17 protein-coding genes and 2 tRNA genes are annotated in these 18837 nt (G+C 72.4%); 9 read left to right on the forward strand and 10 right to left on the reverse strand.

Annotated elements, in window-relative coordinates:
- The first annotated feature begins 53 nt into the window (after positions 1-53).
- The 3 genes from aroA to AC068A_RS27635 all read left to right on the forward strand — a co-directional run bounded on the left by aroA (position 54) and on the right by AC068A_RS27635 (position 2834).
- The gene (aroA, locus tag AC068A_RS27625; RefSeq protein ID WP_478588950.1) at positions 54-1391 is read left to right on the forward strand and encodes a 3-phosphoshikimate 1-carboxyvinyltransferase; all 1338 of its coding nucleotides are present in this window, start codon (positions 54-56) and stop codon (positions 1389-1391) included.
- A 7-nt stretch (positions 1392-1398) separates the two neighbouring features.
- Positions 1399-2409 (forward strand): ribosome small subunit-dependent GTPase A, encoded by a 1011-nt coding sequence (gene rsgA / locus AC068A_RS27630; RefSeq protein WP_478588951.1) that lies wholly within the window; start codon positions 1399-1401, stop codon positions 2407-2409.
- Positions 2410-2510: 101 nt separating this feature from the next.
- Complete coding sequence (locus AC068A_RS27635) at positions 2511-2834, forward strand: DMT family transporter (RefSeq protein WP_478588952.1); 324 nt, start codon at positions 2511-2513, stop codon at positions 2832-2834.
- Here AC068A_RS27635 and AC068A_RS27640 read toward each other — a convergent pair.
- Positions 2800-3375 carry a TetR/AcrR family transcriptional regulator gene (locus AC068A_RS27640; RefSeq protein ID WP_478588953.1) on the reverse strand — a complete coding sequence of 192 codons (576 nt, stop codon included), beginning with the start codon at positions 3373-3375 and terminating at the stop codon, positions 2800-2802. The genes AC068A_RS27635 and AC068A_RS27640 overlap by 35 nt on opposite strands.
- Positions 3376-3498: 123 nt before the next feature.
- On the opposite strand from AC068A_RS27640, the gene hisN reads away from it, so the two are divergent.
- Both hisN and AC068A_RS27650 read left to right on the forward strand, forming a co-directional pair.
- Positions 3499-4305: a histidinol-phosphatase gene (hisN, locus tag AC068A_RS27645; protein WP_478588954.1), complete on the forward strand. Its 807-nt coding sequence runs from the start codon at positions 3499-3501 to the stop codon at positions 4303-4305.
- A 159-nt stretch (positions 4306-4464) separates the two neighbouring features.
- Entirely contained in the window at positions 4465-4860 is a 396-nt protein-coding gene (locus tag AC068A_RS27650; RefSeq protein WP_478588955.1) for a CBS domain-containing protein, read from the forward strand.
- A 67-nt stretch (positions 4861-4927) separates the two neighbouring features.
- Here the strand turns inward: AC068A_RS27650 and AC068A_RS27655 are convergent, their stop codons facing one another.
- Positions 4928-6397 carry a catalase gene (locus AC068A_RS27655; protein WP_478588956.1) on the reverse strand — a complete coding sequence of 490 codons (1470 nt, stop codon included), beginning with the start codon at positions 6395-6397 and terminating at the stop codon, positions 4928-4930.
- Between the two features lie 140 nt (positions 6398-6537).
- Here AC068A_RS27655 and AC068A_RS27660 point away from each other — a divergent pair, with 140 nt between their 5' ends.
- Positions 6538-6954, forward strand: coding sequence for a Fur family transcriptional regulator (locus AC068A_RS27660; RefSeq protein ID WP_478588957.1), 417 nt, complete (start codon positions 6538-6540; stop codon positions 6952-6954).
- Between the two features lie 151 nt (positions 6955-7105).
- Here AC068A_RS27660 and AC068A_RS27665 read toward each other — a convergent pair.
- The 4 genes from AC068A_RS27665 to AC068A_RS27680 all read right to left on the reverse strand — a co-directional run bounded on the left by AC068A_RS27665 (position 7106) and on the right by AC068A_RS27680 (position 12356).
- A tRNA-Met gene (locus tag AC068A_RS27665) sits at positions 7106-7179 on the reverse strand.
- A gap of 121 nt (positions 7180-7300) precedes the next feature.
- Positions 7301-9151: a tetratricopeptide repeat protein gene (locus AC068A_RS27670; protein ID WP_478588958.1), complete on the reverse strand. Its 1851-nt coding sequence runs from the start codon at positions 9149-9151 to the stop codon at positions 7301-7303.
- 210 nt (positions 9152-9361) lie between these two features.
- Positions 9362-9435, reverse strand: a tRNA-Met gene (locus tag AC068A_RS27675).
- 47 nt (positions 9436-9482) lie between these two features.
- Positions 9483-12356: a UPF0182 family membrane protein gene (locus tag AC068A_RS27680; protein ID WP_478588970.1), complete on the reverse strand. Its 2874-nt coding sequence runs from the start codon at positions 12354-12356 to the stop codon at positions 9483-9485.
- 134 nt (positions 12357-12490) lie between these two features.
- On the opposite strand from AC068A_RS27680, the gene AC068A_RS27685 reads away from it, so the two are divergent.
- Complete coding sequence (locus tag AC068A_RS27685; protein ID WP_478588959.1) at positions 12491-13087, forward strand: PPA1309 family protein; 597 nt, start codon at positions 12491-12493, stop codon at positions 13085-13087.
- A 59-nt stretch (positions 13088-13146) separates the two neighbouring features.
- Here AC068A_RS27685 and AC068A_RS27690 read toward each other — a convergent pair whose 3' ends face one another.
- The 4 genes from AC068A_RS27690 to AC068A_RS27705 form a co-directional block, all read right to left on the reverse strand.
- Positions 13147-14235, reverse strand: coding sequence for a YlbL family protein (locus tag AC068A_RS27690; RefSeq protein ID WP_478588960.1), 1089 nt, complete (start codon positions 14233-14235; stop codon positions 13147-13149).
- A 102-nt stretch (positions 14236-14337) separates the two neighbouring features.
- A complete protein-coding gene (locus AC068A_RS27695; protein WP_478588961.1) occupies positions 14338-14535 on the reverse strand; it encodes a hypothetical protein in 198 nt (65 codons plus the stop codon).
- A 150-nt stretch (positions 14536-14685) separates the two neighbouring features.
- Complete coding sequence (locus AC068A_RS27700) at positions 14686-15147, reverse strand: molybdenum cofactor biosynthesis protein MoaE (protein WP_478588962.1); 462 nt, start codon at positions 15145-15147, stop codon at positions 14686-14688.
- 186 nt (positions 15148-15333) lie between these two features.
- Positions 15334-16503, reverse strand: coding sequence for an SDR family oxidoreductase (locus tag AC068A_RS27705; RefSeq protein WP_478588963.1), 1170 nt, complete (start codon positions 16501-16503; stop codon positions 15334-15336).
- 192 nt (positions 16504-16695) lie between these two features.
- On the opposite strand from AC068A_RS27705, the gene AC068A_RS27710 reads away from it, so the two are divergent.
- Positions 16696-18138 carry a zinc-dependent metalloprotease gene (locus AC068A_RS27710; RefSeq protein ID WP_478588964.1) on the forward strand — a complete coding sequence of 481 codons (1443 nt, stop codon included), beginning with the start codon at positions 16696-16698 and terminating at the stop codon, positions 18136-18138.
- Positions 18135-18671: an NUDIX hydrolase gene (locus tag AC068A_RS27715; RefSeq protein WP_478588965.1), complete on the forward strand. Its 537-nt coding sequence runs from the start codon at positions 18135-18137 to the stop codon at positions 18669-18671. Before AC068A_RS27710 ends, AC068A_RS27715 begins: the two co-directional genes overlap by 4 nt.
- Positions 18672-18837: the final 166 nt, after the last annotated feature.

Here is an 18837-nt window from a genome sequence, read left to right on the forward strand (position 1 = left end):
GGCGGCGGCTCGATCACGATCGGGGTTCCCGGGGAGCCACTAAAGTGGTGGCCATGACCGAGACCCCCGCGCTCCCTGCCCTCTGGCCTGCCCCGCACGCCGACGGCACCGTCCACGCCACCGTCACCGTGCCCGGGTCGAAGTCGGTCACCAACCGCGCCCTCGTGCTCGCCGCGCTCGCCGCCGAGCCGGGCTGGGTGCGCCGCCCGCTGCGTTCGCGCGACTCCCAGCTGATGGCGGACGCGCTGCGCGCGCTGGGCGTCGGCATCGAGGAGACCGTCTCCTCCAGCTCCGGCGACGGCGCCGGCGGCGAGGCCTGGCGGATCATCCCCGCGGCCCTGCACGGCCCGGCCACCGTGGACGTCGGCAACGCCGGCACGGTCATGCGCTTCCTGCCCCCGGTCGCGACCCTCGCCGACGGCGACATCCGCTTCGACGGCGACCCCCGTTCGTACGAGCGCCCGCTCGGCCAGGTCATCCAGGCCCTGCGCGGCCTCGGCGCCCGCATCGACGACGGCGGCCGGGGCGCACTGCCCATGACCGTCCAGGGCGGCGGGGCGCTGGAGGGCGGCTCGATCGAGCTCGACGCCAGCAACTCCTCGCAGTTCATCTCCGCCCTGCTGCTCTCCGCCCCGCGCTTCAACCAGGGCGTGGAGGTGCGGCACGTCGGAGCCACCCTGCCGTCGATGCCGCACATCCGGATGACGGTGGAGATGCTGCGCGCGGCGGGCGCCCAGGTCGACACGCCGGAGGCGGGCGGCGAGCCGAACGTGTGGCGGGTGGCGCCGAGCGCGCTGCTGGGCCGCGACATGGTGGTGGAGCCGGACCTGTCGAACGCGCAGCCGTTCCTGGCGGCGGCCCTGATCACCGGCGGCACGGTCACCATCCCGGACTGGCCGCGCCGCACCACGCAGCCGGGGGACGAGCTGCGCCGGATCTTCACGGAGATGGGCGGCTCCTGCGAGCTGACCGACGCGGGCCTGGTCTTCACGGGTACCGGCAAGATCCACGGCATCGACGTGGACCTGGGCGAGGTCGGCGAGCTGACCCCGGGCATCGCGGCCGTCGCGGCGCTGGCCGACTCCCCGTCCACCCTGCGCGGGGTGGCGCACCTCCGGCTGCACGAGACGGACCGGCTGGCGGCCCTGACCGCGGAGATCAACGGGCTCGGCGGCGAGGTCACGGAGACCGCCGACGGCCTGCACATCCGCCCGCGCCCGCTGCACGGCGGCGTGTTCCACACGTACGACGACCACCGGATGGCCACCGCGGGCGCCGTGATCGGCCTGGCGGTCGGGGGCGTGCAGATCGAGAACGTGGCGACGACCGCGAAGACGCTGCCGGACTTCCCGAGGATGTGGGCGGACATGCTCGCGGGCTCGGGAGCGTAGGCCCGTCATGCGCAGGTACGGCAAGCACACCGACGAGGACGACATCCGGTCCCGCCCCAACCCGAAGGGCAACCGGCCCCGCACCAGCAAGCGGCCCAAGCACGAGGACGCGGCGGAGGGCTTCGTCCTCACCGTCGACCGCGGCCGGCTGACCTGCCTGGTCGAGGACCGCACGGTCGTCGCCATGAAGGCGCGCGAGCTCGGCCGCAAGGCCGCGGTGGTCGGCGACCGGGTGTGGCTCGTCGGCGACCTGTCCGGGAAGAAGGACACCCTCGCCCGGATCGTGCGGATCGAGGAGCGCAAGTCCGTCCTGCGGCGCACCGCGGACGACGACGACCCGTACGAGCGGGTGGTCGTCGCCAACGCCGACCAGCTGGCGATCGTCACCGCGCTGGCGGACCCGGAGCCGCGGCCGCGCATGATCGACCGCTGTCTGGTGGCCGCGTACGACGCCGGGCTGGAGCCCCTGCTGGTGCTCACGAAGTCGGACCTGACGTCCCCGGACAAGATCCTCGACGTCTACGCGGCGCTGGGCCTGAACTACGTGGTCACCAACCGCGAGGAGCTGGCGGCCGGCGAGGCCGCCGAGCGGGTGCGCGAGCGGCTGGCCGGCCGGATCACCGCCTTCGTGGGCCACTCCGGGGTCGGCAAGACCACCCTGGTGAACTCGCTGGTCGGCGAGGGCCGCCAGCGCGCGACCGGCCGCGTCAACGCGGTGACGGGGCGCGGCCGGCACACCACCACCTCGGCGCTCGCGCTGCCGCTGCCGTCGGGGGACGGCTGGGTCATCGACACCCCGGGCGTCCGTTCGTTCGGCCTGCACCACGTGGACCCGTCGCGGGTGATCCTGGCCTTCCCGGACCTGGTGCCCGGTACGGAGGACTGCCCGCGCGCGTGCAGCCACGACGAGCAGGACTGCGCGCTCGACGCCTGGGTGGCGGAGGGACACGCCGATCCGGCCCGGCTGGACTCGCTGCGGCGGCTGCTGGGGACGCGGGAGCGGCGCGAGGGCGACTGATCGTCCGGCGGAGTCCGGGAGGGTTTGCCGGGGTCGTGGTCTGGTGAATGCATACTCGCACCGAGTGACGCGATGTCACGTGATGCGGGGAGGCATTCACCATGGCGTGGCTGCTGGTCGTGGTCGCCGGACTCCTGGAGACCGGGTTCGCGGTCTGCCTCAAGCTGTCCCACGGGTTCACCCGGCTCTGGCCGACGATCGCCTTCGCCGCCTTCGCAATCGGCAGCTTCGGCCTGCTGACGCTCGCCCTGAAGAAGCTGGACGTGGGACCGGCGTACGCGGTGTGGACCGGCATCGGCGCGGCCGGGACCGCTATCTACGGCATGGTCTTCCTCGGTGACCTGGTCTCCACCCTCAAGATCGTCTCGATCACGCTGGTCATCCTCGGGGTCATCGGCCTCCAGCTGTCCGGGTCGGCCCACTGAGCAGCCGCAGCAGCCCGAGCAGTTCCCCGAGCCCCGGCTCCCGCGCCGGGGCGATCACGTAGGACAGCGCCAGCCGCACGGCCAGTTCGCACCGCTGCGCCCCCTCGCCCGGGCCCAGCACGGCCGCCGCCCGCTCCCGCACCGCCCGGGCCAGCTCGCCGGGGGCGGGCGCGGGCACGCCGGGCCGGGTGCCCTGCCCGGGCGGCACCGGCAGGTTGCCGTCCCAGGACCCGGTCAGCAGGGCCCGTACGAGGGGACGCGCGCGGGCCGCCCGTGCGGTCCACTCCGCGACCGAGGCGAGCCGGTCGCCCCCGCTGGCGGCCGGGGTGCGCAGCACCTGGTCGACCCCGTCGAGGTACCAGTCGGCCTCGCGGCGCACGAGGGCGCGGCCGAGGCCCGCCTTGCCGCCGAACTCGTTGTAGAGGGTCTGCCGGGACACCCCGGCGGCGGCCGCCACGTCGACCATCCGCACGGACGGCCAAGGGCGCGCCAAGAGCGCCACCGATGCCGCTTCCAGCAAGGACTCCCGGGCTGCCGGCATCCGCGCCTCCCCGCTCGACTCCCCGCCAGAGTTGACGGGTCGACAGATCCTGTCAAGGGCGCGTGCCGGTCGCACTGTGGACGCCGCTCGCCCGCCCCCCGCGCGTCCCGATACTGTTCGAGCATGCCCGAGTATGAAGATGATCTGCGCCTTGCCCTGGAACTCGCCGACGCGGCGGACGCCGTCACGATGGAGCGGTTCCGCGCACTGGACCTGAAGGTCGAGACGAAGCCGGACATGACCCCGGTGAGCGAGGCGGACCGCTCCGCCGAGGAGGTCGTCCGGGCGGGCATCGAGGCCGCGCGGCCCGAGGACGCGATCCTGGGCGAGGAGTACGGCCTGAAGGGGGCCGGCCCGCGCCGCTGGGTCGTGGACCCGATCGACGGCACGAAGAACTACGTGCGCGGGGTGCCCGTCTGGGCGACCCTGATCTCGCTGATGGCGGAAGGCTCCGACGGGGTGTTCCGGCCCGTGGTCGGGGTGGTCTCGGCGCCCGCGCTGGGCCGTCGCTGGTGGGCGGCGCAGGGCGGGGGCGCGTACGCGGGCGGTGCGCTGGGCGGCGAGCCGCAGCGCATCGGGGTGTCGCAGGTGGGCTCCCTGGGCGACGCGTCGTTCGCGTACTCCTCGCTGGGCGGCTGGGAGGAGCAGGGCCGGCTCGACGGGTTCCTGGAGCTGACCCGGCAGTGCTGGCGGACCCGCGGCTACGGGGACTTCTGGCCGTACATGATGGTCGCGGAGGGTTCGCTCGACCTGTGCGCCGAGCCGGAGTTGAACCTGTGGGACATGGCGGCCATCGCGGCCGTGGTCCAGGAGGCGGGCGGCCGCTTCACCAGCCTGGACGGCGTGGACGGCGTCCACGGCGGGAACGCGGCGGCCTCGAACGGGCTGCTGCACGAGCAGATGCTCGGGTACCTGCGCCCCCGCGCCTGAACCGCGCCCGGTGCGTGCGCGGGCGGGCCGGCGCCTGCGCCCGGAAAGCCGAGTGCGCCCTCTTGATGACCCTCCGTGTCCGTGGGAATCTGAAACTCCCCCGCTTGTGCACTTGTGAATGACTTCTCAAGCGGAGGACTCTCCCAGGAGGTGGCTCTCTTGCTCGTCCGTGACGCCATGAGCACCGTGATCCTCACCCTCGGCCCCGCCCACACCATCCGACAGGCGGCCTGCCTGATGTCCGGCCGCCGGGTCGGCGCAGCAGTCGTCCTCGACCCCGAGCACAGCGGCATCGGCATCCTGACCGAACGGGACGTCCTCAACTCCATCGGTGCGGGGCACGACCCCGACCGGGAGTCCGTGGGCGCGCACACCACGAACAACGTCGTGTTCTGCACCCCGGAGACCACCCTCCAGGACGCCGCCGAGGCGATGGCCCACGGCGGCTTCCGGCACCTGGTCGTCGTCGAGGGCGGCGGCCCCGTGGGCATCGTGTCCGTCCGCGACATCATCCGCTGCTGGGCGCCGGCCCGGCGCAGCACCGTGGCGGCATAGGGGAAACGGCGGCGGGCCGGATCCCCGGGGGATGCCGGCCCGCCGCCTCCCTTCGGCAGGCGCCGGTTCAGCCGCGCAGGGCCTGGACCGCGGCCTCCAGCCGCTTGCCGAAGTCGCCGTCCGCCTGCCGGAAGTTGCCGATCGCGCGCTCCGCGATGTCGTCACGGGAGACCTTGGCGATGAAGCCGGCCAGGTTCTCGATCAGACGGCCCTTCTCGTCCTCCGACATCAGGCGGTAGAGGTTGCCCGCCTGGACGAAGTCGTCGTCCTCGGCGTGGGCCGGGGCGGCGTGGTCGCCGGTGACGCCGGTGACCGGGATCGGCTGCCACAGGGGGCGGTCGATCTGGTGCGGGCCGCCGAAGGAGTTCGGCTCGTAGTTCTTCGCGCCCTTGTGGCGGCCGTCGTAGAGGAAGCCGTCGCGGGAGTTGGTGCGCGCCTCGGTGGCGTGCGGGCGGTTCACCGGCAGGTGGTCGGCGTTGATGCCGACGCGGTAGCGGTGGGCGTCGCCGTAGGCGAAGAGGCGGCCCTGGAGCATCTTGTCCGGGGACGGGCCGATGCCGGGCACGAAGTGCGCCGGGCTGAATATGCTCTGCTCGACCTCGGCGAAGATGTTCTCCGGGTTGCGGTTGAGCTCCAGCTTGCCGATCTCGATCGGCGGGTAGTCCTCGTGCGGCCACACCTTGGTGAGGTCGAACGGGTTGAAGCGGTAGGCCGCCGCGTCCGCCGCCGGCATGATCTGGACCTGGACGGTCCAGGTCGGGAACTCGCCGCGCTCGATGGACTCGCGCAGGTCGCGCTGGTGGGAGTCCGGGTCCTCGCCCGCCAGCTTGTCGGCCTCGGCCTGGGTGAGGTTCTTGATGCCCTGGTCGGTCTTGAAGTGGTACTTGACCCAGAAGACCTCGCCGGCCTCGTTGTTCCACTGGAAGGTGTGCGAGCCGTAGCCGTTCATGTGGCGGTACGAGGCCGGGATGCCGCGGTCGCCGAACAGCCAGGTCACCTGGTGGGTGGACTCGGGCGACAGGCTCCAGAAGTCCCAGACGTTGTCCGCCTCGGTCGAGCCGGTGTACGGGTCGCGCTTCTGGGTGTGGATGAAGTCGGGGAACTTGATGGCGTCCTTGATGAAGAACACCGGGGTGTTGTTGCCGACGAGGTCGTAGTTGCCCTCTTCCGTGTAGAACTTCAGCGCCCAGCCGCGGGGGTCGCGCACGGCGTCGGCCGCGCCCAGGTTGCCGGCCACGGTGGAGAACCGCAGGAAGACCTCGGTCTGCTTGCCCGTCTCGGCGAGGAACTTGGCGCGGGTGTACTGCGTCACGTCGGCCGTGACGGTGAAGGTGCCGTAGGCGCCGGCGCCGCGGGCGTGCACCACGCGCTCCGGGATGCGCTCGCGGTTGAAGTGGGCGAGCTTCTCCAGCAGCAGCTGGTCCTGGACCAGGACCGGACCGCCGACGCCCGCCGTCTCGCTGTTCTGGTTGTCGGCGACCGGCGCCCCGGCCTCCGTGGTGAGCGGTCCCTGCGTCACGTGCGCCTCCTGCGTCATTGCTGCCGTGTCCTGTCCCGGCCTGTCCTTGGCCTTTGCCGTACTCGATCCTACGATGGACTTTGTCTAAGTCAAGTAAACATCCAAGTCCGTACGGGCTCGGGAATTGCACCCGGTCCCTCGCTGTTAGGCTGGTGCCCATGAGTGACCTGCTGGAACGACTTCGCGGCCGCGGATGGCGCATGACCGCACAGCGGCGTGTCGTGGCCGAGGTGCTCGACGGTGACCACGTTCACCTGACGGCGGACGAGGTCCACGCGCGCGCCGTCGACAGGCTCCCCGAAATCTCCCGGGCGACGGTCTACAACACGCTGGGTGAGCTCGTGGCCCTGGGCGAGGTCCTGGAGGTCTCCACGGACCGGCGGGCCAAGCGCTACGACCCGAACGCGCACAAGCCCCACCAGCACCTGGTGTGCGCACAGTGCGGGGCGATCCGGGACGTGCACCCCGCGGGCAACCCGCTGGCCGACCTGCCGGACGCGGAGCGGTTCGGCTTCGTGGTGTCGGCGGTCGAGGTGACCTACCGCGGCGTGTGTCCGGACTGTTCCGGCGCCTGACGACGACGGGAATGGCCCGGGAGCGATGCTCCCGGGCCATTCTTTGTGTGCTCGATGTGCTCGGCGCGTTCGATGTGCTCGGCGTGCTCGGACGCGTCTTCCGGAAACGACGAAGGCCCGGATCCTGAGGATCCGGGCCTTCGTCTTTCAGTAGCGGGGACAGGATTTGAACCTGCGACCTCTGGGTTATGAGCCCAGCGAGCTACCGAGCTGCTCCACCCCGCGTCGGTAAACACGACTTTACGCGAGGCCTCCCGGCAGATGCAAATCCCTTAACGAACGCGGCACCGGAGCGGGCCGGACCGGCACCGGACAGGGCCTGACCGGCGCGGACCCCCGGCCGGGGTCAGACGGACAGCTCTTCGGCGAGCGCGTCGCGCAGCCGGGCGGCCCGCTCGGCGACCTCGGCGGGCCCCAGCTCCATCGCGCGCACGCACCACTTCTGCCCCTCGGCCAGGTCCCCGTGCCGGGCGGCGAGCAGCCCCAGCCGCAGCGCGGCGCGGCCGTGACCCGCCACGGCCGCCCGGGTCCACCACAGGGCCGCCTCCGGCTCGTTCCCCTCGCGTGCGAGCAGCAGCCCGAGGTTGAACGCGCCGTTGCGGGATCCGGCCTCCGCCGCCTCCCGGTACCAGCGCGCCGCCGCCGCCATGTCGCCGCGGGCCGCGGCGAGCATCCCGACCCGCACCTGCGCGCGGCGGTGCCCCTGCTCGGCGGCCCGCTCGTACCACTCCTCGCTCTCGGTGCGCGCGGCGCCGCCGACGGGCTCACCCAGGGCCGGCGGCTCCGGCGGCGGGGCCAGCGACTCCAGCAGCGCGGCCAGCCGGAACGCGGCCTCCGCGCTGCCGCCGCCGGCCGCGCACCGCAGGTGCCGCTCGGCGGCCCGCTCCTCGCCGTCGCGCACCAGGGCGATGCCGACCTGGAGCGCGGCGTCGGTGTGGCCGGCCGAGGCCGCCCGCTCGTACCACTTCAGCGCCGTGCGGTCCTCGTCGCGGCTCGCGAAGAGGATCCCGAGGTTGAACGCGGCGTCCACGCTGCCCGCCTCGGCCGCCTTCGAGAACCACGGCTCGGCCCCGGCCGCGTCGCCGACCTGGAGCAGCATGATGGCGAGGGCGTTGGCCGCCTCGCGGTGGCCGGCGTAGGCCGCCCGCCGGTAGAACTGCTCGGCCTGTGCGGTCCGGTCCTGGGCGGCGCACAGCAGGGCGAGGTTGTACGCCCCGTTCTGGTCGCCCGCGTCCATGGCGACCCGGTACCACTTCTCCGCGGTCTCGGTCTCCCCCCGGGCGGCGTGCAGGGCGCCGAGCGCGTTGGCGGCGTTGCCGTCGCCGTCCTGCGCGGCCCGGTTCCACCAGGCGATCGCGCTCTCCTCGTCCCCGGCGTCGCGCAGCAGGAAGCCGAGGGCGCACGCGGCCCGCGCCTCGCCCTGCTTGGCGGAGGTCAGGTACCAGCGCCCGGCCTCCTTGAGCTCGCCGCGGGCCTCCAGGAGGGTGCCCAGGTGCAGGGCGGCGCGCCGGTGCCCGCGCGCGGCGGCCTGCCGGTACCACTGCTCGGCCTCGGCGGGGTCGCCCTTGCGCAGGTGGCGGGCCAGGCGGTACGCGGCCTCGCGGTGGCCCTGCTCGGCGGCCTGCCGCAGCCAGCGCTCGATGCCCTTGTCGCCGCGGTGCTCCAGCAGGTCGGCCAGGGCGTACGCGCCCAGGGCGTGGCCGGATTCCGCCGCCTGCCGGAACCAGTACTCGGCGGCGGGCTCGTCCCCGCGCTCGCGGAAGTGGCGGCCCAGGGCGTGGGCGGCGGGGGAGGATCCGGCGACGGCGGCGACCCGCCACCAGTCGGCGGCCTCGTCGGGGTAGCCCCGCTGGAGCAGCAGCACGCCCAGGTTGTTGGCGGCGGCGCGGTCCCCCTCCGCGGTGGCGCCGCGCAGGTACGGCTCGGCCCCGTCCAGGTCGCCGCGCCGCAGCAGCAGGGCTCCGAGCACGCTCATCGCTCCGGGGTCGCCGCGGTCGGCCGCGACCCGGTGCCGTGCTTCCAGCTCGGTGTCGCTGGCCGCGTCGGCCTCGGCGAACACCTCCTCCGCGAAACCCGCATCGGTCAGGGGGGTCTGCGCGTTAACGACCTGAGCCTCCTCTTTGACTGCTGCATCCGACCCTGCTTCGGCCGCCCTCACAAACCGCCCTGTCTCCAGCAGAGTTGACCTGTCCCCCATAAATCCCATCGTCGCATCACCTGCTACCCGCGTACACCTGGTAGTCGCAGCCTGTGAGGTCACTACAGCGTTTTGTCGACATGCCCACAGAGAGACAAGTCAAACACGCCCCCACGCCAACTCACCCGCCCCAGCTACCTCTGGCCCCCACGCGTCGATCGCGGACATGACGAAGGCCCGGATCCTGAGGATCCGGGCCTTCGTCTTCAGTAGCGGGGACAGGATTTGAACCTGCGACCTCTGGGTTATGAGCCCAGCGAGCTACCGAGCTGCTCCACCCCGCGTCGGTGAGACCACCGTATCACGACGCGGGACCGAGCCATTACCGGTTTCAGCCCGCCGGCTTCGGGGCCGACTGCTTCGCCTCCGCGTCGATCGCCCGCTTCAGCGCCGCCTGGAGGTCGCTCTGCGCCTTGCCGTAGGCAGCCCAGTCACCGGCCTTCATCGCCTTGTCGGCTTCCTCGATGGCCTTCTGCGCGTCCGCGAGGGCCGCCTTGACCGTCGGGTCCTGGGCGGTCGGCGGCGTGGTCGTCCCCTCGCCCGGCGGCGGGTTCACCGGCGTCGTGGGCGCCTCGGCACCGAAGACCACGTTCAGCGCCTTGTCCAGGGTGTCCTCGAAGGCGGTCTGGCCGCCGTAGGTCACCAGCACCTTGCGCAGCAGCGGGTACTTCAGGCCGGCACTGCGCACGTACACCGGCTCCACGTACAGCATCCCGCCCTCGAGCGGCACCGCGAGCAGGTTGCCGTACTCGACCTCGGAGTCACCGCCGCGCAGCAGCCGGATCGACTCGGCGATCTTCGGCTCCGACTGGAACTTGCTCTGCACCTGCTTCGGGCCGTCGACCGGCTTGCTGGTCGGCAGCTTCAGGATGCGGATCCTGCCGTAGTCCGGGGTGCCCGGGTCGGCGTTGACCGCCATGAAGGCGCTGAGGTTGTCCCGCTCGTTCGGCGTGAACGTGGTGGTGAGCGAGAAGACCTGGTCCTTCTCCGTCTGGCCCGGCATCTTCATCGACAGGTAGTACGGCGGAACAGCCGTGCCGGCCTTGGTCGTCGGGTCGTCCGGGACGGCCCAGGCCTCGCTGCCGCTGAGGAAGGTCTGCGGGTCGGTGACGTGGTACCGGGTCAGCAGCTCGCGCTGGACCTTGAACAGGTCCTGCGGGTAGCGCAGGTGGTCCATGAGCGGCTTGGAAATCTCGCTCTTGGCCTTGACCGTGCCGGGGAACGCCTTCATCCAGGTCTTCAGGACCGGGTCCTCGGCGTCCCACTGGTACAGGGTGACCCTGCCGTCGTAGGCGTCGACGGTGGCCTTGACCGAGTTGCGGATGTAGTTGACCTGGTTCTCCTGCGCGACCACCGCGCGCTGGCTGTTGGTCAGCGAGTCCGCGGTGCTCTGGCCCAGCGTGGTGCGCGAGGCGTACGGGTAGCCGTTGGTCGTCGTGTACGCGTCGACGATCCACTTGATCCGGCCGTCGATGACCGCCGGGTACGGGGCGCCGTCGATGGTCAGCCACGGGGCGACGGCCTCGACGCGCTCCTTGGGCGTGCGGTTGTAGAGGATCCGCGAGCCCTCGCCGATGGCGCCCGAGTAGAGGATCTGCGGCTCGCTGAAGGCCAGCGCGTACGCGGCCCGGTTCACCGGGTTGTCGAGGTTGACGCCGGAGTCGCCCTGGTAGCTGGTCTCCTTCTCGCCCTTGTCGTCGGAGTAGTCGAGCTCCTTCTGCGGTCCGCCGACGATCGAGTACTGCGTCGTCCGCTCGCCGTAGTAGATGCGCTGCTCGAAGTCCGTGCCGAACATCCCCTTGGAGGGGAGGTCGGACTGGGTGAAGTCGGGGGCGCCCTGGTCGTCCACGGTGGTGCCCTTGGCCGCGACCACGCCGTAGCCGTGCGTGTACTTGAAGTGGTCGTTGATCCAGTTGTTCTTCGGGATGCCGCCGATGTTCAGCTCGCGCAGGCCGATGACCGTGTCCTGGCCCCGGTACCGGTCCACGGCCAGCGTGGACGGGAAGGCGTAGTAGCCCTTGACCTGCTGGAGCTGCTGGAAGGCCGGGGAGACGATGTTCGGGTCGAGGATGCGGATGCTGGCGTTGGTGCCGGCCGCCTGCCGCAGCTTGGCCTTGTCATCGGTCTGCGGGACGCCCGGGTAGTCCTTCACCTCGGACCGGTCGATCCCGTAGGCGTCCCGGGTGGCCTTGATGTTCTTCTCGACGTACGGCGCTTCCTTGGCCTGCTCGTTCGGCTGGACCTGGAACTTCTGCACGATCGCCGGGTACAGCCCGCCGATCAGGATCGCCGAGAGCACCATGAGGCCGAAGCCGATGACCGGCAGCTGCCAGGTGCGGCGCCAGAGCGTCGCGAAGAAGAGCGCGGCGCAGATCGCGGCGATGGCGACGAGGATCGTCTTGGCCGGCAGGTACGCGTTCGCGTCGACGTACCGCAGGCCGGTCCAGTTGTCGGCGGCCTTGAAGTCGCTGGACTTCACGGCCAGGCCGTAGCGGTCGAGCCAGTACGCGACGGCCTTCAGCGTGACGAAGAGGCCGAGCAGCACCGACAGGTGCCCGGTCGCCGCGGCCGTGGCCCGGGCGCCCGGGCTGGTCACGCGCAGGCCGCCGTACAGGTAGTGGACGACGACGGCGGCGATCACCGACAGGATGACGGCGGCGAAGCCGAAGCCCAGCAGGAAGCGGTACCAGGGCAGGTCGAAGGTGTAGAAGGACACGTCCAGGCGGAACTGGGGGTCCTTCCTGCCGAAGGGCACCCCGTTCACGTACATCAGCCAGGTCTTCCACTGGCCGGCCGCCGAGGCACCCGCGATCATGCCGACGAGCGCGGAGATGCCCACCAGCAGCCACTTCTTGTACGGGGCGACGCTCATCCGGTAGCGGTCGAGGCTCTGCTGCTCCATCGACATCGCGCTGAGCGGCGGCCGGAGCCGGTACGCCAGCCAGATGTTCAGCCCGACCGCACCCGCCATGAGCAGGCCGAAGACGGCGAACAGGCCGACCCTCGTCCACAGGGTGGTGGTGAACACGGTGGAGTACTTCACGGAGCGGAACCAGAGCCAGTCCGTCCAGAAGCCCGCGAACATGACGAACGCCATGCCCAGGACGGCCAGCACGCCCAAGGTCATCAGGAGAGTACGGGAGCGCCGGGAGGGGCGGCCGACTCTCATCCGTGGCCCCGAGGGGCCTGAGCCGCGGTCCGGCATCTGGAAAGCCAAGGTGCGCACCTCGAAAGCTGAGTCTGGTTACGTTTCACAAGCTGGGCCCCGATCGTAGAGCCCACTCTGAAAACTTACTGAGCCTTTGCCCAGTTCCCGTCGGCGGGTGGAAACGAGGCAGGATGTTGTACATGTCCAACGTTTCGCCTTCCCCCACGCCGCCCGACGAGCCGACTCCGCCGGCGGGCCCCATGGCGGCCGGCCCGCTGACCCGCGCCTGCCTCGAGATCGACGAGTACGCGGCCGGCCTCGGCTGGGACCAGCCGGCCCGGCTGTTCGCGCTCGTCGACACGGCCCGGCTCCGCCGGCAGGAGCCCCGCCTCGCGCACCAGCTCGGCGTCGACACCGACGACACCGGCCGGTCCTCCCTGACGCCGATCGAGCAGGACGAGCTGCCCGCCGGAACCGCCCTCGACAAGTTCCTGGGCACCGTCGCCTGGCCCGACGCGGTCGTCGGCTGCGCCCTGACCGTGGAGCGGCTGATGCTGCCGCCGTCCGCGGAGGCCTCCGTACCGGAGGGGCTCGGCGACAAGCAGCTCGCGAAGTGGGTCGCCGGGCACCCGGAGCGCCAGGAGGTGCGCCTGACGGTGGCCGTGCTGCGCGACGGGTCGCGCGAGTCGGCGGTGCGGCTGCGCGAGAAGGACTCCTCCACCGAGGTCCTGACGGGCGCGGGCCTGGTGCCCGGGCTCGCCGACGCGCTCGCCGCGACCTTCGAATAGGGCCCTGGGCCTGGGCCTGGGGCCTGGGCCTGGCGGGCAGTACCGGGGCGGGCCCGCGGTCAGGGCTTGCCGCACAGCGGCAGCCCGGCCGTGTCCCCCTTGCCGATCTTCTCGAGCGCCTGCCGGGCATCGCCGATGGTGCCGACCTTGATCAGGGTCAGGCCGTCGGGGACGTTCCTGACGGCCGAGGCGCAGTTCTCGGCGGGGGTCAGGAAGTACTCGGCGCCGGCCTTGCGGGCGCCGATGGTCTTCATCTGGATGCCGCCGATGGGGCCGACCTTGCCGGTTTCGTCGATGGTGCCGGTGCCCGCGACGAACTTCCCGCCGGTCAGGTCGCCCGGGGTGAGCTTGTCGACGATGCCGAGCGAGAACATCAGGCCCGCGCTCGGGCCGCCGACGTCGGCGAGCCGGATGTCGATGGGGAACGGGAAGGTGTGGGCGGTGCCGGCCCGGATGCCGACGATGGCGTGGCCGTCGCCCTCCGCCTTGGCCGAGGTGATCGTGACCTTGGAAACGCCGGTGGGCTCGCGGTGCGCCTTCTGGGCCTCGGCCGCCTCGGCGGCGGGCACGATCGTGAACTCGACCGGCTCGCCGGCCTTGTGCTTCGTGACCAGCTTCGCGACGTCCCCGGGGGCGCTGACCGGGCTGCCGTCGACGGCCCGGACCACGTCGCCGGCGTGCAGCCTGCCCTCGGAGGGGCTGCCCTTGACCACGGACGCGACCACGACGCGGGTGGGGACGTCGATGCCCAGCTGCTTCAGGGCCGCCACCTTGGCGCTCTCCTGGGACTGGCTGAACTCCTCGGCGTTCTCCTGGGTCGACTGCTCCTCCGTCTTCCCGTCGGGGTAGAGCGTCTCGTGCGGGACGACGATGTTGTCGCCGGACAGCCAGCCGTAGACCGCCTCGAGCAGGTTCATGTCGTAGTCCGCGCCCGTGACGCGGACGGTCGTCATGTTGAGGTGCCCGGTGGCCGGGTACGTCTTGCGCTCGCCGATGCTGATGACGGGTTCACCGCGGTTGTCGCCGAGCGTGTTCCAGGTCGGCCCGGGGCTCATCTCCGAGTACGGGACCTTGATGAAGACCCCCGCGCAGAGCAGCCCGAACAGCATGAGGGTGGCGGCGAGCATCGTCGCGGTGCGGCGTGGCATGGGATCGACAGTACGGGACGGGCCTGGCGGACGGCCTTGGGGGCCGGTCCGCGGGGGCCGTACGCCCGGGTCCGGGGCGGTTCCGCGGGACGCCGGTGAGCGTCAGACCGGGTCGGAACCGGAGTGTGCCGCCGTCTTCGCCCCGCTCGGGGCGGCCTTGGCCATGGCCTCCTGGAAACGTGCGTACCCCGCGAGTTCGGATATGTCGCCCTGGGTGCGGTCGCGGGCCGCCCAGCTGCCCCATATCGCCGCGCCGATCGCGGCGAACAGCGGTATCAGCAACCACGCCAGTGCCGCCATGGACATGCCTCCCAGCCCCGTGAAGAAGGTGCATTTCGTTGTGGCTTCAACGCTCCTGCCCGTGGAGGGGTTACGCAAATCGAGGGCGTGTTGCGCGGCCGAACGGGTGGGACAGTACTCGCCCGCACCGACACCGCCGCGACCGGGGGGTCAGCAGGCGCCGACCCACTCCTCGGTGCCGTCCGAGAACCTCTGGTGCTTCCAGATCGGCACCTCGTGCTTCAGGTCGTCGATCAGCATCCGGCAGGCCTCGAAGGCCTCGCCGCGGTGCGGGCAGGACACGGCCACGACGACCGCGAGGTCGCCGACGGCCAGGTCGCCGACGCGGTGCACCGCCGCCAGGGCCCGTACCGGGTACTTCTCCACCACGCGCTCGGCTATGCGGCGCATCTCGGCCTCGGCCGTCGGGTGGCAGGAGTAGCCGAGCGATTCGACGTCCGCCCCGCCGTCGTGGTTGCGTACCGTGCCGGCGAAGAGCGTCGTGCCCCCTGTCGCGTCGTCGCCGACGGCCTGGAAGACCTCGTCGATCGAGAGCGGGGTCTCGCGGATCGCGAGCAGCCGGATCGGGTCCGGAGCGGCCTGCTCGCCTGGGTGGTCGAAGTGCGGTGCCATGCAGCCATCGTGCACCACCGCTCTCACATCGCGGTATACCCGATTCGACCGGCGGTACGGGGCCGGAATGTGGAGCCTCCTACAGGACCCGCAGCTCCGCGGCGGCCGCCCGGGGGCGAGCGGAGCCGCCGGCGGGATCCGCCGCGGGGGACGGGGGCGACCCGATCCGCGGCGCGGCGGCCGCGGTCAGATCCCGCGCCGCCTGCGGGCCCGGCGGACCACCGCGGCGGCGCCCAGCAGTGCGACCGTCGCGCCGGCGGCTCCGGCGGCGGTGGCGTCCTTGCGCCCCAGCCGGCGGCCCGCCACCGTGTGCCGGCCCGCGACCTCCTGGAGGAGCTCGGCCAGCACCTCCTCGTTGGTCCAGCGCGGCCGCCAGCCCGCCGCGTGCAGCCCGCTCACGCTGACCACCCAGGGGTACATGGTGTACGCGAGGTCGCCCGCCGGGGACGGGGTCAGGCCGATCCGGTGCAGCCGGGCGGCCGCGCCCAGGGCCACCGCCGAGGGCAGCTCCATGCGGCGGATGCCGCTCAGCTCCTCGACCTCCTCCTGCTCCAGCCAGCCCTCGCAGCCCACCGCCAGCTCGCCCTCGACCTTCTCCAGGGCGGCGTACTCCAGCGCGCTGACGAGGTCCTCGACGTGGCAGAACTGCCAGGTCGGGCGGGATCCGGCGACCACGAGCAGGCGCGGGGACTCGAAGTAGCGGGTCAGTGCCGTGTCCGTGCCGCCGACCAGCACGGCCGGGCGGACCACGGTCACGTTCAGGCCCGGGTGCGCGCGCGGCGCCCGGCGGCCCAGCCGCTCGATCTCCAGCAGGTCGCCGACGCCGGTGGCCTCGGCGGTGGCCCGCAGCTCGGAGTCCTCCGACAGCGGGATGTCGTTGTCCGGCAGGGCCCCGTACACCATCGCGGAGGTGCACAGCACGACGCGGCGCACCCCGGCCGCGGCGGCGGCCGTCAGGACGGTCTGGGTCCCGCGCACGTTGTACGCCGTACGGGCCGCGGGGTCGGTCTCCAGGTCGAGGTCGAGCGCGAGGTGGACCACCACCTCCGCGCCGCGCAGCTTCTCGGCGATGGCGGGGTCCCGTACGTCCAGGACGTGCCACTGGGCGGCGGCGCAGTCGCCGCGCCGCTCGTCGATCGCGACGACCTGCTTGACCTCGTCCGACGCGGCCAGGCGCTGCACCAGCGCCGCGCCGACCCCCGATGCGGCGCCGGTCACGGCGATCACGGGGCTGGGCCGGCGCACGGCCGCCTGGTTACGCGGCTGGCGAACGCCGTCACCGTGCTCAGAGCGGTCCTCGTCGCCGTGCGGCGCGCGGCCGTGCTTATCCGAAAACTGCGGATCCGGGGAACTCACCAGGCGTCTCCAGCGGTTGTCTTCAGTAGGGACGTGTCGTGACGCGTACCCACCAGTTGATGTCCATCCTGCCGCAGCCCAGGAGTCGGCGGAGCATCGAGCCCGGAACCGGGTCCGGTGTCTACGCTGGTTGGTGTTGTGGGACCACTTGCCCGCCGGCCCCGCCGGCGGCCCTACGAGCCGAGGAAACCCGTGAGCGACACCCCATTCGGATTCGGCCTTCCGCCGGAGGAGCCGGAGAACGGCGACGAGGGCAAGAAGAAGGGCAACGAGGGCGGCCAGGGCGGCCCGAATCCGTTCGGGTTCGCCGGTTTCGGCCTGCCCGGCGGCGCCGGCGGCCAGGGCGGCGCGGACAACCCGTTCGCCGCGATGTTCGGCTCGATGAACCCCGCCGACCTCGGCGCGGCCTTCCAGCAGCTCGGCCAGATGCTCAGCTACGAGGGCGGCCCCGTGAACTGGGACATGGCCAAGGACATCGCCCGCCGGACGGTCTCCCAGGGCACTCCGGACGGCGTGAAGGACACCAGCGTCGGCCTCGCCGAGAAGTCGGCGGTGGAGGAGGCCATGCGCCTGGCCGACCACTGGCTCGACGACGTGACCTCGCTGCCCTCGGGTGCCACCACGGCCGTGGCGTGGAGCCGCGCCGAGTGGGTCGAGGCGACCCTCCCGGTGTGGAAGGAGCTCGTCGACCCGGTCGCCGAGCGGGTCGGCGCGGCCATGGGCAGCGTGCTGCCCGAGGAGATGCAGGCCATGGCCGGCCCGCTGCTCGGCATGATGCGCTCCATGGGCGGGGCCATGTTCGGCCAGCAGATCGGGCAGGCCGTGGGCGTGCTCGCCGGCGAGGTCGTCGGCTCCACCGACATCGGGCTGCCGCTGGGCCCGGCGGGCAAGGCGGCGCTGCTGCCGCTGAACATCGAGGGCCTCGGCAAGGACCTCGGCGTCCCGTCGGAGGAGGTGCGGCTGTACCTGGCCCTGCGCGAGGCGGCCCACGCCCGGCTGTTCGCGCACGTGCCGTGGCTGCGCTCGCACCTGTTCGGCGCGGTGGAGGGCTACGCCCGCGGCATCAAGGTCGACACCTCGAAGCTGGAGGACGTGGTCGGCCACATCGACCCGACCAACCCGGAGCAGCTCCAGGAGGCCCTCCAGGGCGGCATGTTCCAGCCGCAGGACACCCCCGAGCAGAAGGCGGCCCTGGCCCGGCTGGAGACCGCGCTCGCGCTGGTCGAGGGCTGGGTGGACGCCGTCGTGCACGAGGCGGCCAAGGCCCGGCTGACCTCGGCGGACGCCATGCGCGAGACCATGCGCCGGCGGCGTGCCTCGGGCGGCCCGGCGGAGCAGACCTTCGCGACCCTGATCGGGCTGGAGCTGCGCCCGCGCCGGCTGCGGGACGCGTCCCGGCTGTGGGCCTCGCTGACCGACGCGCGCGGCGTGGACGGCCGCGACGGCCTGTGGGCGCACCCGGACATGCTGCCGACGGCCTCCGACCTCGACGATCCGGACGGCTTCGTGCACCGCGAGCAGCTGGACTTCTCCGAGATCGACAAGATGCTCGGCGAGGCGGCGGAGCGGCGCGACCAGGGCGACCAGGGAAACCAGGGCGGGCAGGCCGACGGCAAGGGCGAAGGGAAGCAGTGAGCCTCCACGAAGACGCGGTCCTCGTCCTGAAGGAGTACGAGGGCCGGGACGAAGAGCAGCGCGCCCTGAGGGACGTCTACCTGGAGCACCTGGCAGCGCACCCGGACGGGGTCTACAAGCCCTGCCAGGCCGGGCACGTCACCGGCAGCGCCCTCGTGGTCGACCCGGAGCGGGGCCGTGTACTGCTGACGCTGCACAGGAAGCTCGGCATGTGGCTCCAGATGGGCGGCCACTGCGAGCCCGGGGACGCCACGCTCGAGGCGGCCGCGCTGCGCGAGGCCGTCGAGGAGTCCGGCATCGGCTCCGGGCTGGCGCTGCTGGCCGGCGGCCCGCTGCGGCTCGACCGGCATCCGATCCCGGCTCCGTGCAACTGGCACCTGGACGTGCAGTACGCGGCGCTGGCCCCGGCGGATGCGGTCGCGGAGATCAGCGAGGAGTCGCTGGACCTGCGCTGGTTCCCGTACGAGGAGGTGCCGGCGGTGGCCGACACCTCGGTCGTGCGGCTGGTGGAGGCGGTGCGGGCGCGGCTGTGACGTCCGTGCGGACGGCATGAGGGGCGGGGGGGGGGGGGGGGGGGGGGGGGGGGGGGGGGGGGTTGTGGGGGGGGGGGGTGGTGGGGGGGGTGTGGGGGGGGGGGTGGGGGTGGTCGGGGGGGGGTGGCTCCTCTCCCCCCCCCCCCCCCCCCCCAGGCCCGTCAGA

This window comes from Streptomyces sp. NPDC043854 (assembly GCF_056436005.1).

What these genes read in the sequence shown, in the direction of transcription:
- aroA (WP_478588950.1), top strand. Translation starts at nt 54, where the DNA reads ATGACCGAGACCCCCGCGCTCCCTGCCCTCTGGCCTGCCCCGCACGCC.
- rsgA (WP_478588951.1), top strand. Translation starts at nt 1,399, where the DNA reads ATGCGCAGGTACGGCAAGCACACCGACGAGGACGACATCCGGTCCCGC.
- AC068A_RS27635 (WP_478588952.1), top strand. Translation starts at nt 2,511, where the DNA reads ATGGCGTGGCTGCTGGTCGTGGTCGCCGGACTCCTGGAGACCGGGTTC.
- AC068A_RS27640 (WP_478588953.1), bottom strand. Translation starts at nt 3,375, where the DNA reads ATGCCGGCAGCCCGGGAGTCCTTGCTGGAAGCGGCATCGGTGGCGCTC.
- hisN (WP_478588954.1), top strand. Translation starts at nt 3,499, where the DNA reads ATGCCCGAGTATGAAGATGATCTGCGCCTTGCCCTGGAACTCGCCGAC.
- AC068A_RS27655 (WP_478588956.1), bottom strand. Translation starts at nt 6,397, where the DNA reads ATGACGCAGGAGGCGCACGTGACGCAGGGACCGCTCACCACGGAGGCC.
- AC068A_RS27660 (WP_478588957.1), top strand. Translation starts at nt 6,538, where the DNA reads ATGAGTGACCTGCTGGAACGACTTCGCGGCCGCGGATGGCGCATGACC.
- AC068A_RS27670 (WP_478588958.1), bottom strand. Translation starts at nt 9,151, where the DNA reads ATGGGGGACAGGTCAACTCTGCTGGAGACAGGGCGGTTTGTGAGGGCG.
- AC068A_RS27680 (WP_478588970.1), bottom strand. Translation starts at nt 12,356, where the DNA reads ATGCCGGACCGCGGCTCAGGCCCCTCGGGGCCACGGATGAGAGTCGGC.
- AC068A_RS27685 (WP_478588959.1), top strand. Translation starts at nt 12,491, where the DNA reads ATGTTGTACATGTCCAACGTTTCGCCTTCCCCCACGCCGCCCGACGAG.
- AC068A_RS27690 (WP_478588960.1), bottom strand. Translation starts at nt 14,235, where the DNA reads ATGCCACGCCGCACCGCGACGATGCTCGCCGCCACCCTCATGCTGTTC.
- AC068A_RS27695 (WP_478588961.1), bottom strand. Translation starts at nt 14,535, where the DNA reads ATGGCGGCACTGGCGTGGTTGCTGATACCGCTGTTCGCCGCGATCGGC.
- AC068A_RS27700 (WP_478588962.1), bottom strand. Translation starts at nt 15,147, where the DNA reads ATGGCACCGCACTTCGACCACCCAGGCGAGCAGGCCGCTCCGGACCCG.